Annotated in this window: 13 protein-coding genes, 1 other RNA gene and 1 riboswitch; of the genes, 1 reads left to right on the plus strand and 13 read right to left on the minus strand. The window is 43.8% G+C overall.

The window, feature by feature from the left end:
- Positions 1-3 precede the first annotated feature (3 nt).
- The 10 genes from CLOSA_RS11090 to leuC form a co-directional block, all read right to left on the minus strand.
- Positions 4-1,236 carry an AI-2E family transporter gene (locus CLOSA_RS11090; RefSeq protein ID WP_013272861.1) on the minus strand — a complete coding sequence of 411 codons (1,233 nt, stop codon included), beginning with the start codon at positions 1,234-1,236 and terminating at the stop codon, positions 4-6.
- Positions 1,237-1,337: 101 nt separating this feature from the next.
- A non-coding RNA gene (gene ssrS, locus CLOSA_RS22130) (6S RNA) lies at positions 1,338-1,516 on the minus strand.
- Between the two features lie 89 nt (positions 1,517-1,605).
- Positions 1,606-1,869 (minus strand): hypothetical protein, encoded by a 264-nt coding sequence (locus tag CLOSA_RS11095; RefSeq protein ID WP_013272862.1) that lies wholly within the window; start codon positions 1,867-1,869, stop codon positions 1,606-1,608.
- A 103-nt stretch (positions 1,870-1,972) separates the two neighbouring features.
- Positions 1,973-2,617, minus strand: a complete 645-nt coding sequence (locus CLOSA_RS11100; RefSeq protein ID WP_013272863.1) for an HAD family hydrolase — start codon at positions 2,615-2,617, stop codon at positions 1,973-1,975.
- A gap of 162 nt (positions 2,618-2,779) precedes the next feature.
- The gene (locus CLOSA_RS11105) at positions 2,780-4,471 is read right to left on the minus strand and encodes a phosphoenolpyruvate carboxykinase (ATP) (RefSeq protein ID WP_013272864.1); all 1,692 of its coding nucleotides are present in this window, start codon (positions 4,469-4,471) and stop codon (positions 2,780-2,782) included.
- A gap of 356 nt (positions 4,472-4,827) precedes the next feature.
- Positions 4,828-5,292 carry a YhcH/YjgK/YiaL family protein gene (locus tag CLOSA_RS11110; RefSeq protein ID WP_013272865.1) on the minus strand — a complete coding sequence of 155 codons (465 nt, stop codon included), beginning with the start codon at positions 5,290-5,292 and terminating at the stop codon, positions 4,828-4,830.
- 104 nt (positions 5,293-5,396) lie between these two features.
- The gene (locus CLOSA_RS11115; protein WP_013272866.1) at positions 5,397-6,299 is read right to left on the minus strand and encodes a cell wall hydrolase; all 903 of its coding nucleotides are present in this window, start codon (positions 6,297-6,299) and stop codon (positions 5,397-5,399) included.
- A 310-nt stretch (positions 6,300-6,609) separates the two neighbouring features.
- Positions 6,610-7,083: a Cys-tRNA(Pro) deacylase gene (ybaK, locus tag CLOSA_RS11120; protein WP_013272867.1), complete on the minus strand. Its 474-nt coding sequence runs from the start codon at positions 7,081-7,083 to the stop codon at positions 6,610-6,612.
- A 224-nt stretch (positions 7,084-7,307) separates the two neighbouring features.
- Positions 7,308-7,796, minus strand: a complete 489-nt coding sequence (gene leuD, locus CLOSA_RS11125) for a 3-isopropylmalate dehydratase small subunit (RefSeq protein WP_013272868.1) — start codon at positions 7,794-7,796, stop codon at positions 7,308-7,310.
- Between the two features lie 12 nt (positions 7,797-7,808).
- Positions 7,809-9,074 (minus strand): 3-isopropylmalate dehydratase large subunit, encoded by a 1,266-nt coding sequence (gene leuC / locus CLOSA_RS11130; protein WP_013272869.1) that lies wholly within the window; start codon positions 9,072-9,074, stop codon positions 7,809-7,811.
- Positions 9,075-9,290: 216 nt separating this feature from the next.
- On the opposite strand from leuC, the gene CLOSA_RS11135 reads away from it, so the two are divergent.
- Positions 9,291-10,190, plus strand: a complete 900-nt coding sequence (locus tag CLOSA_RS11135; protein WP_013272870.1) for a LysR family transcriptional regulator — start codon at positions 9,291-9,293, stop codon at positions 10,188-10,190.
- A gap of 80 nt (positions 10,191-10,270) precedes the next feature.
- Here CLOSA_RS11135 and ilvC read toward each other — a convergent pair whose 3' ends face one another.
- The 3 genes from ilvC to CLOSA_RS11150 form a co-directional block, all read right to left on the minus strand.
- Positions 10,271-11,281: a ketol-acid reductoisomerase gene (gene ilvC, locus CLOSA_RS11140; protein ID WP_013272871.1), complete on the minus strand. Its 1,011-nt coding sequence runs from the start codon at positions 11,279-11,281 to the stop codon at positions 10,271-10,273.
- A gap of 111 nt (positions 11,282-11,392) precedes the next feature.
- Entirely contained in the window at positions 11,393-11,893 is a 501-nt protein-coding gene (gene ilvN / locus CLOSA_RS11145) for an acetolactate synthase small subunit (RefSeq protein ID WP_013272872.1), read from the minus strand.
- Between the two features lie 198 nt (positions 11,894-12,091).
- Positions 12,092-13,030: a cation diffusion facilitator family transporter gene (locus tag CLOSA_RS11150; RefSeq protein WP_013272873.1), complete on the minus strand. Its 939-nt coding sequence runs from the start codon at positions 13,028-13,030 to the stop codon at positions 12,092-12,094.
- Positions 13,031-13,145: 115 nt separating this feature from the next.
- Positions 13,146-13,239: riboswitch (NiCo riboswitch) on the minus strand.
- Positions 13,240-13,244: the final 5 nt, after the last annotated feature.

Genomic DNA, 13,244 nt, shown 5'->3' on the forward strand with positions numbered 1-13,244 from the left:
CTCTTATCTCATAAATGTTTTTTTATCTTCATCAATTCGCTCCAGTTCAAAATAGTCTGCCGTTTTAAGAGAAAGGTTTTTTTTCGCCAGAGAACGGTTTACCAGTCTTGAAACTACGCTGTAGAACACAGCAAAGGTGGGCACAGCTATGATCATCCCTACAAATCCCATAAGGCCTCCGAAAAACAGGATGGAAAACAGCACCCAAAAGCTGGGAAGACCTGTGGATTGTCCCAATATTTTCGGTCCCAGTATATTTCCGTCAAACTGTTGGAGCAAAAGTATGAATATCAGGAAATACAGGCATTTAACAGGGCTGACCAAAAGGATGAGGAATGCACTTGGTACGGCTCCGATAAACGGTCCGAAAAACGGGATTACATTGGTTACTCCCACAATCACGCTTACCAGCAGGGCATAAGGCATTTTCATGGCGTTTAAAAGGACAAAGCACATAATTCCAATAATCAGGGAATCTAAAATCTTACCGGTTATGAATCCGCCGAAAACCCGGTGAACAAAGCGGATTTCATCGATTGCCCGGTTCGCCGTTTTCACAGAAAATACACTGTAAATAATCTTCTTGCACTGGGCAGAAAGGGTCCCCTTTATATTTAAAAGATAGACCATAACTATGACACCGATCAGGATGTTTTTAAGGACAAGCACCACGCTTAGCAGTCCGATGGAAAGGCTGCCGATGAGCATGGACATATTGGGAACAAGGTCAGAGGTCATCCAATTTTGAAGCTGGCTTGTCAGCCGGTCATATATGGGTATGACCGCCTGTTCTACGGCAGGGTTATCCTCAAACATTTTCTGGAGCCACAGGGCCAGATCATTGATGTTCTCCCCCAGTGACTCCTGAAGTCCCATGACGCTGTTATAAATCTCAGGAATGATCATCCAAAAGAGTCCGACTACGATCACAAACAGAAAAATGAGGCTGACCAAAGTTGCCATGGCACTGGAAACAGACTTCACCCCGTTTTCGTTTTTCCACGCGGAAGAAAGTATGTGATTTGTAAGGTCTCTGGACTTGTTATAGACCGGCAGTAAAAGATATGCAAGCACAGCTCCGTAAATGACCGGCATCAGAATTCCTATCACTAATTTTGCCGTATCTTTTACAGCCTGAAACCTGGAAAGGAAAAAGGCAAAGGCAATGCTCAAGGCAATAACGCAAAGGGCTGTAATTCCCCAGCATATATAATTTCCAAATTTTCTTTCTTTCATTGAAATTCTCCTAAGTTATTAAGTTTGACTACTGTCTATTTAATACTTTACCATACTTTTCCATAAAGTTAAAGCAGCGATTTCTCGCTGCTTTTTTCTTTAGTAACCCCAAAATGCCGGTTCTTACTTATTGACGCCTAGCCTTGCTAGGTGGGCAACCTCACTCAGGTTTCTGCCTTCCACTGCTACGGAGGCCTGACATCCGCCTGAAAATATCGGAATCCCATGAGTCATAATGTAGGTTCAAAAAAGGTAAGAGTGTCGCACATTTCAGGAATTACTTTCCCATGTTTTCTATGGTCTTAGTATACACTACTTCAATCTGTTTTTCAAGTTCCTTTTCCTGTCAGTTTTTTTTCAAAGTTGCAATCAGACCGTAATATGCTTGTTGCCAAGCAGTCTTCCATGCTCAACATACAGTTCCAGAAGTCTTAAAAGAGAATCGCAGGAGTCATCATGTATGATCAATTCCAAACCTCCCGCAGCGGACAAAGACAGTACCGAAAGCAATGATTTTGCATTTACCATGCTGTCCCCGCAAGCCAAATTCATTTTTTCTTTACACGCCCCCGCTATTGAGACAAACTCCAGGATGGATTCAACTCCCCAGAATCCGATCTCCACCTTTTTCATCTCCTGTATTCCTCCTGATTATCCAAATGTATCCCGGCTTTTCTGCCGGACCGGCTAAGGAGAACGCATTCCTTTTCCGGCGTTAGAGACTCAGTATAGCATACTATATGAGATTCTGCAAATCAAAAATTGTCTCCGCCAGAACATCAGCTCCTGCCTCTTTCAGCTCCTGCCTGCTTCCATAACCGTAAAGCACCCCAACAGATGCAATTCCGGTTTCCTTTGCTCCCAGAACATCATGCTTCCGGTCTCCGATCATCACCGTTTTGTCCAAATCCCTGATGCCGCATTCCTTTAATACATAACGGATCACATCAGCTTTTTTCACCCGGGTTTCCTCCATGTCGGCACCGCCCATAAATAAGAAAAAGGAATCCAGTTCAAAATGTTTAAGTATCTTCCTGACAAAGATTTCAGGCTTTGAGGAGGCTACATAAAGCTTTTTCCCTGCCGCGAGAAATGACTGCAAAACCTCTGCAACTCCATCGTATGCCTTATTTTCATACAGCCCTTTCCCGGAAAAGTATTCCCGGTAAATATCAATGGCCTCTCTTGCCTGTTTCTCGCTGAAGCCGTAATACTCCATAAAGCTGTCTTTCAGTGGCGGACCGATAAAGCAGCAAAGCTCATCTAAATGATTCACCTCAATGTCAAAATGACGGAGAGCATACTGGACGGATTTTGTTATCCCTTCTTTGGGATCTGTAAGGGTCCCATCCAAATCAAATAAAAAATAATCTTTATTCATAATTCCTCCTGTACCGTGAAACGAAAGCAAACACGCTTTGCGAATTTTTCTTAGTTGACGCGGCATTGGCCGGGTGAATAACAAAGCATATTCCTGTGGCTCCTGGCCTGCGTAAAAAACAGAGACGAAAAAGGGGGTTCCTTTTTCGTCTCTATGGAATTTTTACTTTAATTCTGCAACGATTTTCTCAAGTGCTGCCAGAGCATCATCAGGAAGCTTGTCATAGCCTTCTTTCACTACTGCAGTATTGGCAACGAATTTCACCCGGTCTTCCATACGGGCCTTTAACTGCTCCGCATAAGCGGCATCATCAAGGTTAGGAACAAAGCCTTCCCACTCAAAGATTTCAATGTCAGAGAACGGGCCCCACTGCTTGAACTGAGCGGTCTTATCCACAATAGCTTCCAGGATGCCTAAAGTATCCTTTGGCTGAACCTTTTTACCCATGAAATCACCAGTGTTGATAATATAGCAATCTACGTTCTTCTCTTCTACCAGCTTTTTAAATTTCTCATAGTCATTGGCAAGAGGATAGGTTCTGAATGGGTTGGCATAAGGTACAACCACCAGAGCATTGGGATCCGCTCCCGGTGCCAGTCTTTCTGCTGATGATCTCTTTGTTGCAAGGGTTGCGCCCATAACAGATGCCAGGGAAGCGCCTTTTAACTTTACTACCGGCGGAATGGTAGGATCCTTCATGATCCAGAAAATCGCATTGACCGGAGCATCAATCTTATCCACACGGTTAGGAGACCACAGTTTTGATTTGATGGCACGTCCGTTGCCGTTTCTGATGTCCTCTGTTACCAGCTGGATCTTTCCGTCTTCATCTAAGGTGCAGGAGCAGTTCTGGGCAGTTAAAAGATATTTATTATCTTCACAGCCAGTCGGATAATCCTGTGTTTTATCAAAGTATGTTGGTTCAATTGCTACCGATGAGCAAGTGTCGGTATTGATAATAAATGCATCGTCATGGAGAACGGTAACATCATATTTTCCGCCATGCTTTGCATGGGTAATGGTGGATTTTCCTGAGCCGGATAAACCAAATACAGATGCAACATATTTGGATCCATCGGTTAAGTTATATTCTTTCTGTCCGCCGTGGCAGGAAGCATATCCATTGCGGTTTGCCAAAGCCCATACCATAGTAAGGGTTCCCTTTTTATGCTCGCCGAAATATCTCATACCCAGGATTGCCGCGCAGTTCTGGTCCGTATTAAAATAGCATAAACATTTTGGATCGCTTAAACAGGACAGATCGACTCCGGGACGGTCAGAACCGTTCCACTGAGGATCAGAGAAAATATAGATATCAGCTTCCTTTCCATCGCCGATTGGTTTAGAAGCTTTATACATTTTCGCATATTCGTCAGACATATACTGGAAGTTGAGCATCCAGTTATACAGAATATTTTCTTCTCCTTCCGGAATAAGTAGATGTACTTTCACCATAAATTCAGGGTCAAGACCGGCAAAAACTTCTGCATGATACATTGTTTTCCAGCGGGTCTCATAAACTGCGTCCATAACAACTTTATCTAGAGCGCCGCAATTTACACCGGGTTCTCCTGCAATTCTTCTTGCGGTCGCATAACGTCCGGTTATCGCACCATCATTAAATAAGAGAACCTTGGCATCCTTATCCAGGCCAAATTCCTCTCCTCTGTATACGGGCATATCCGTTACCACGGTTCCTGGTGAATTTTTTGCCAGTTCATATGCCTCTCTAAGTGTATTAACTTTAATTACGTTGTTTCCATAAAACGGAGCTTCAATGATCGAACGCGTAGTTGCAAAACCTGGTTTACCCTTTCCAATTTCATTGATTGGATAATAAGCTTTTGTTGACATAGAAAAATCCTCCTTTTATAAAATCCAAATTTGTTACTATTATCTCACTTTGTTAATAAAAAGTCAATGATTTCTATTGCAATTTTCCAAAAAAATGGATATATTTAAAATACACTATGCATTATGTGTACAATATACGGAAGGAAGCCAATTATGATTCACATTTCAAAGGATGGTGCTGGAGATTTTCAAAGCATCGGGGATGCTCTTTAAAGCTTGTCCTTTCCAGTCCGGATGACTGGCATCCATCGAACAATAACAACAGGGGAGGATATGGTTGAAATGTCGTAATATTCCCTGAATCCATAAAAACGGGAACCGATTCTCTTTACAAGAAATTGGTTCCCGTTTTCTGATTAATTTTCTTTGATTTTAACAATTACTTTTTTGATAAAAGCCGGTTCACCGGCAGCCGCCTTAGGTTTATGGCCATCCCAAGGATTAAATATCATATATTCTCCAGCCTTTACTACCACTTTTAAGCCTGGATTTTCATTGTCGTAAAATACAACATCTTTTTCTTCGTTATAAGGTACTTTTTCAGCCAGTTCATCGATCCGTGCATACGTCATGGTTTCAGAACCGGATATCATATATTGGATATCTGTATAATCATGGTGAGCTTCGTACTTGGCTTCCTCCCATGGAACCGTAGTATACTCTGTTACATTGGCAAAAACGTTCTTGCCATCAATCTCATATTTGCCTGGCGCCAGGCTCTCCAAATCTGTGTTCTTCAGAAAATCAACCGCTTTTTCGTATCTTCCATCCATTCCAAGATTTCTGTAAAAATCAAGGTTCTTTGCTGAGTCAAAAATCATATTCATGCTCTCCTTTTATGTATCGTATCGTTCCGAAGCAGGCTTTAAAGGTCCCTGCCGGATACATATAGTATACACCGGAAGCAGAATCATCTACAATATTTTTATTTAAAAAATTCATGGTTTCCATGCTGGAACAAATAGGTCAAATGAGAATCAAACCAGCTTACCGCACCTCTTCTTGAACCCCCGCGGTTCATAAAATACAGGGCTCCATTGGAATAGTCCTCTCCTTTCAGAGCACGGTCAACACACTGTTTCGTATCATCTGTCACTTTTACGGAATTAATGCTACCGTTTGACACTGGTGAAAACTGAGACGTCTCATAGACGACTCCTTTTACCGTATCTGGAAATTCACCGCTCTTAACACGGTTTAAGATCACATTGGCAACAAGGATCTTTCCCCTGTCATCACAAATGCCGGCCTCCGCCTGCACGATCCGCTGCAAGACTTTATAATCTTCCTGGGATATGGACATAGCCTGAAGCGCTTTTTCCTCTTCAGCTTTTCGGGCTGCCTCTTCTGCCGCTATTCTTGCTTCTTCCGCTTTTTTCGCTTCTTCTGCCCTTTTAGCCGCTACTTCTGCCTGCCGTTTCGCCTCTTCCTCCATAGCGATCCGGTCATTGATCCGTTCTATCTCCGCCTTTGATTCTTCCGCCAGCTCCTGCTTTTGAATTACCTCTTTTTCCAGAAAATCACCGGCCAGCTGCTGTGCCTGCATCCGGGCTTCTGTAATCTTTATTTGGGCTTTTTCCTGAGCAGCGGTTTCTTCTTTTACTTCTTCCTGATCCGTGACGTCTTCCGTTTCCGGCGTTTCTGCAAATGCCGTCAGCGCATTTCTGCCGCCGCTTCCAAAGCCTGCTGAGGTGAAAGCCACAACAGTAATAATTGCCGCACCCGCCATGAATACTGCGGAAGAACGATACATCCGCTTTGTGACCTTAAAGGTCATCCCTCTGAAAAACTGACAAATATTCTGAAGGATAGAGCGTAGTGTAAGCATACATACACCTCTTTCTCTTATATCACTTGCCTGGTCTGGAGACATACCCCCCAGCCGTTTCCTGGTGACGTCCGTAATTATAGAAGAAGCCTGCTAAAAAAGTCAATGGTCATTTAACATTTTTGTGATATTTTAATTTTTATTTTTTTGTCCTCCTTTTTATTTTGTATATTATACACTAATATCTCGAGCCAATCATCTGTATAATTGTAATATATTTATATGAACATTTTACAATACTGTTACATTTATGTTAATTATTCAATTCCAAACGAAGGGCTTGTCTCCATCTTTTAATGTGTTATGTAAACTAATCCTGCATTAAGGATGCAAATCTGCCCTTTACAAAGCCAATGAGAGACTGTGGTTGAAGAGCGATCTGCTGACCTCTTAATCCTCCGCTGACGACAATTTCCGAATAAGAACGGGCCGATTCTTCAATAAACGTAGGAAATTGTTTTTTCATGCCGATAGGAGAACAGCCTCCCCTAATGTATCCGGTGATTTTCTGCAAATCTTTCATGGGAATCATTTCTACCTTCTTATCTCCGGCAGCCTTCGCCACTTTTTTCAAATCCAATTCCCCATCCACCGGAATACAGCAGACCAGATATCCCATTTTTTCACCTTTTAATACAAGAGTTTTAAATACGCACCCATGATCCGCGCCCATCATATCCGCTGCGTGGCTGCCGGATAAATTCTGCTCATCCACTTCATACTCCCTGGTGGTATATTCGATCTTTGCTTTGTCCAGCATGCGCATAGCATTTGTCTTTACCATATCAATCAGCTCCTTGAATTTTTTCTAATTATAATACGCATTCCTCTGTATGGCAATGCCAGAAAATCAAATACCCCGCAGCAGGCTGCAGGGTATTTGATCCGCGGGCAGTGGCCAAAATCAGACAACCTTGACCTTGTCTCACTGCCATCGCGTGAATATCAGGTCCCAACTGCCGGATACAATTCGTGGCAATTACGGACGTATTTTCTATGAAAAAACATTTATTTCTTCTTATTAATATAGGGAAATAATCCTCCCGCCGAAATGATTTCCTGCATGAAGGGAGGAAATGCCTGTCCCTGGAAGGATTCGCCGGTAGTCCTGTCGGTAATGATGCCGCTGTCAAAATCAACTTCCACTTCACTTCCTGCTTCAATGGCCCTGGCAGCTTCCGGACATTCTATTATAGGAAGACCGATGTTAATGGCATTCCGGTAGAAGATCCTGGCAAATGTCTCGGCAATGACACAGCTTACTCCTGCACACTTGATTACCAGAGGCGCATGCTCTCTGGAAGAACCACATCCAAAGTTTTTATTTGCGACAATTATGTCCCCCTTTTTTACATTGGTTACAAAATTCTTGTCAATATCCTCCATACAATGCTTCGCCAGCTCATTCCCATCTGTGATATTTAAATATCTAGCTGGAATGATAACATCCGTGTCCACGTTATCTCCGTATTTAAAAACAGATCCACATGCCTTCATATGATATTCCTCCTATAATCCCAGTTCAGCCGGCGCAGATATATGGCCGGTAATAGCGCTTGCAGCAGCCACTGCAGGGCTGGACAAATATACCTCCGAGTCCACATGACCCATACGTCCCACAAAATTCCGGTTGGTGGTTGAGATGCAGCGTTCTCCCGCCGCCAGGATTCCCATATACCCCCCAAGACACGGACCGCAGGTCGGTGTGCTGACTACCGCTCCGGCTTCGATGAAAATCTCTAATAGTCCTTCTTTCATGGACTGCAGATAGATTTCCTGGGTGGCTGGAATCACAATGCAGCGAACATTTTTTGCCACTTTCCGTCCTTTCATGACAGCAGCTGCTATGCGCATATCATCCAGTCTGCCGTTGGTACAGGAGCCGATCACCGCCTGGTCCACCGGGATCTCCTCAAAGGTTCCTATGGTCCTGGTATTTTCAGGAAGGTGAGGAAATGATACGGTTGGCTCCAGCGTGGATAAGTCAATGGTATAAACTGCCTCATATTCTGCATCCTGATCTGCCTCATAAATCTTGTATTCACGCTTTGAATGGTCCTTCATGTACTGAACAGCCAGGTCATCCACCGGGAATATGCCGTTTTTACCGCCTGCTTCAATGGCCATGTTGCAAATGGTAAAACGGTCATCCATGGATAGATTCCTGATGCCTTCCCCAGAAAATTCCATGGACTTATATAAGGCGCCGTCTACGCCGATCATGCCTATGATATGCAGAATGACATCTTTTCCGCCGACCCATTGGGAAGGTTTTCCTATCAGCTCAAATTTTATTGCAGAAGGCACCTTGAACCAGGCTTTTCCGGTCACCATGCCTGCCGCCATATCCGTACTGCCGACACCGGTGGAAAAAGCTCCCAGGGCACCGTAGGTACACGTATGGGAATCTGCTCCAATAACTGCATCTCCTGCAACCACCAGCCCCTTTTCCGGAAGAAGGGCATGCTCAATTCCCATTTGTCCCACGTCGAAATAATTGGTAATTTCGTGTCTGCCGGCAAAATCACGGCAGCATTTACAGTTTTCTGCGGATTTAATATCTTTATTTGGAATAAAATGATCCATAACCAATGCAATCTTATCTTTGTGAAAGATCGTTTCCTTATTAAATTTCTCCATTTCCTTAATGGCAACCGGAGATGTGATATCATTTCCCAATACCAGATCCAGTTCCGCTTCAATCAGCTGTCCAGCTTTCACCTGGGAAAGCCCTGCATGGGCTGCCAAAATTTTCTGGGTCATCGTCATTCCCATTGTCGCGTCCTCCTGTTAATTTATCATTATTCCTGTTCAGCCATGCCTTTTATGATTTGCCGAACCGGACATATTTCCTGGAAACATATGCCTATAGATCCAAACGGTAACTTCTTTTTACTGCTTTACATTCTAGCATACTTATTGATATAATAGAAATACATAATATGAATATTTAATATAATAGTTAGTTATAAGATGAGAGGAAACCTTATAATGGATCAAAACCTTTCCCAGTATAAAATTTTTTATGAAGTTGCAAAAGCCGGCAATATTTCAAAGGCTGCAAAAGAGCTGTACATCAGCCAGCCTGCCATCAGCAAATCCATCAGCAAGCTGGAGGACAGTCTGGAGGTGGCTTTATTTACCAGAAATTCAAGAGGCGTCCAGCTTACAGAAGAGGGAAAGCTTCTATTTCATCATGCAAAGGCTGCTTTTGAAGAATTAAACCGTGGGGAGCTGGAACTGAAGCGGGTTAAGGATTTCAATATCGGACACTTAAAAATCGGTGTCAGCAATACGCTTTGCAAATATATCCTTCTTCCTTATTTAAAGGGGTTTATTGAGAAGTTTCCTCATATTAAGATCACCATTGAAAGCCAGTCCACTTCCCATACGATTATCATGCTGGAACAGCAGCGCATAGATCTGGGGCTGATCGCAGAGCCTACCAGCCGCCGTCCCCTTTTGTTTCAGCCGATTATGGATATCCAGGATATTTTTGTGGCAACCAGATCCTATCTGGATAACCTTTATTTGAGGGAAGGTCCGGATGCAGACCTGTTCCAGACAGGAAATATCCTGCTCTTGGACAAAAACAACATGACCAGAAAATACATTGATGAGTATCTCAATGAACATCAGATTGTACCAAACCAGCTTTTAGAAGTTACTACCATGGATCTGCTCATTGAATTTGCAAAAATCGGTCTGGGTATCGGATGTGTGATCAAGGAATTTGTCCAGGAGGAACTGGACCGTGGAGATTTAATCCAGATCCCCTTGAAACCGGCCATCAGGAAGAGAACCATTGGATTCGCTTATCACCCCGGGGGAGTGTCTACGGCTATGGAGAATTTTTTTAATGCCATGAGAGACGCCGGAATCCGGGCCTGAAAAACGTATAGAAGCCAGGAAAAAGACTTGCCTTTTTCCTGGCTTCTACTATTTACAAGGAACTGCCGGAAGCATTCATTTTAGTTATCGATCAGCTTTCCGCCGTCGTTCCAGCTGTAAAGCTTACGAAGCTCGCTTCCTACCTTTTCTAACTGATGAGATGCCTCTTTTTTTCTAGCTGCATGAAAGTGAGCACAGCCTACCTGGTTCTCCAGCAGCCAGTCCTTGGCAAAGGTACCATTCTGAATATCAGCAAGAACCTGTTTCATTGCCTTCTTGGTTTCTTCGGTAATGATCTTTGGTCCAGTGATGTAATCACCATATTCTGCAGTATTGGAAACGGAATATCTCATACCTGCAAAGCCGCTTTCAAAAATCAGGTCCACGATCAGTTTCATCTCATGGATGCATTCAAAATAAGCATTCTCAGGAGCATAGCCTGCTTCTACCAGAGTTTCAAATCCAGCCTTCATCAATGCGCAAACACCGCCGCACAATACGGCCTGCTCACCGAAAAGGTCAGTTTCTGTTTCAACCTTAAAGGTGGTCTCCAATACGCCGGCTCTTGCACCGCCCAGGGCTAATGCATAAGCAAGAGCCTTGTCCTTCGCCTTGCCTGTGTAGTCCTGATGAACGGCAACCAGACATGGAGTTCCCCTGCCTACCAGATATTCGTTTCTAACAGTATGACCGGGAGCCTTTGGTGCAATCATGGTAACATCAACATTCTTGGGAGGAACGATCTGTCCAAAATGAATCGCAAAGCCATGGGCAAACATGAGCATGTCCCCATCCTTTAAATTAGGCTCTATTGATTCCTTGTACATAGCAGCCTGCTTCTCATCGTTAATCAATATCATGATGATGTCAGCTTTTTTTGCCGCCTCTGCAGCTGTATATACGGTTAATCCCTGAGACTCTGCTTTTGCCCAGGAACTGCTTCCCTCATAAAGTCCTACTATGACATCGCATCCTGACTCCTTTAAATTAAGCGCATGGGCATGGCCCTGACTGCCGTATCCAATAACTGCAATGGTCTTACCCTCCAATAGGGATAAGTTGCAATCTTCCTGATAGTAAATTTTTGCCATCTTTTATTTCCTCCTCATATACTGACTCTTGATATATTCTTGTTAAAGGAACCCTGCCGACGACTCACTGTCCGCCTTTGGCAATACCTCTAGCTTACAAATACCGGCTGCCTACGGCAGATATCGAATGTCGTCAGAGCCTCTGGCAAGTCCGGTAAGACCGGTTCTCGCTAGCTCTAATATTTCATAATCTTCAAGCAGGTTAATAAGTGCATCAAGCTTTGACTGATCTCCTGTCAGCATGACGGTCACAGAATCCTTGCCCACATCCACAATAGTGGCTCGGAAAATTTCTGCTATGGCACTGATTGCCTGACGCTCACTGGCATTGGCATGCACTTTGACCAGAATAAGCTCTCTGTAAACAGAACAGCCCGGCTTTAATTCTTTGATATCCCTTACATCTTCCAGCTTTCTCAACTGTTTTTCAATCTGGTCTAAAATCTCCTGATCGCCGGTGGACACCACTGTCATTCTGGAATATCTCTCATCCGCAGTCACACCTACCGTAAGGCTTTCAATATTATAGCCACGGCGGCTGAACAGTCCGGCCACACGGCTTAAAACGCCGGAGGTGTTATCAACCAACAATGATAATACGATTCTTTCCATCCATATCCCTGCCTTTTTGTATAGTAATTTAAATGATAGCAATCCATTATCTATTTGTCAACTAAATAATAGGAATGTGTATTATAATTTGAAGTTATATCTGAATATGCCGGTATGCAGCGGCCGATCCGGCAGAAATCCACACCGGCCTCCTGTCTGATGAATACCTTCCTATTATTATATCACAGGTAAGAAACCCTACAAGCACTCCCGGTCATTTTTTTGTGTTTCAGACCCAGGAAGAGGATTTACATGGACCATACAATGCTTTACATCTGGAAAATGCTTTTCAATGGATAGATGTACATTCTCCGCAATCTCATGGGATTCCATGAGAACCAGGTTCCCCTCGGCGGCGATTTCAATTTCCACATACACCTTGGCCCCGAACATCCTTGTTCTGATATCATCAATTTGCTTCACGCCCATGACTTCCATGGCGGATTCCTTCATTTTACGTACGGTTTCATCATCGCATGCTTTATCCACCATTTTATCCATGGCATCCCGAAAAACATCAACGGCTGCCTTTCCGATAAAAATACAAATCACCACACTGGCCACAGGATCCAGAACCGGATAGCCAAGCCTTGCTCCGGCAATGCCGATCATGGCTCCCACAGAAGACAGGGCGTCGGAGCGGTGATGCCAGGCATCTGCCATAACTGCCCCTGAATGTATCTTCTTTGCAGCCGCTCTTGTGTACCAGTACATCCACTCCTTTACCATAATGGACAAAACTGCGGCTGCAAGCGCCAACAAACCCGGAATAACGGTTTCTTCTCCGCTTCCTGATGCAATCTTCCTGATACCGCTTATGCCGATCATTATTCCTGTCGCCATGAGCATGGCTGAAAGAATGATGGCGGCTACACATTCCATGCGGTCATGACCGTAAGGATGCTCCTTATCTGACTTTTTTCCTGCTATATTTACCCCAACGATGACCACAATGGTACTTAATACATCGGATGCCGAATGTACCCCATCGGATATCATTGCTCCGGAATGGGCCAGAATACCGGCTGTCAGTTTAAAAACCGAAAGCAACAGATTGATCACAATGGTTACCATTGATACATACATGGCAATCGTTCTGGGATCGCTTTCCTTTTTCCTTTTCATCATCCGCTTCATAACAGTTACCCCCCATAAAATAAGATAGCCCTATGACCCTGCGTTAAATCCCCAATCTGTATATTTTCATATGATATGACACAAAAAATGCACCTGAGGAACAATACGAGTAAACTACTGTCCCACAGATGCACGAAAGTCATCCGTTGTCGCCCCCGGCAACCCGGCCCTATAGCTAAGATCGCTATCGCCTGTTCAGTTTGTACTGTAGAAT

The sequence above is a fragment of the [Clostridium] saccharolyticum WM1 genome (assembly GCF_000144625.1).
In the GTDB taxonomy this organism is placed as follows: domain Bacteria; phylum Bacillota; class Clostridia; order Lachnospirales; family Lachnospiraceae; genus Lacrimispora; species Lacrimispora saccharolytica.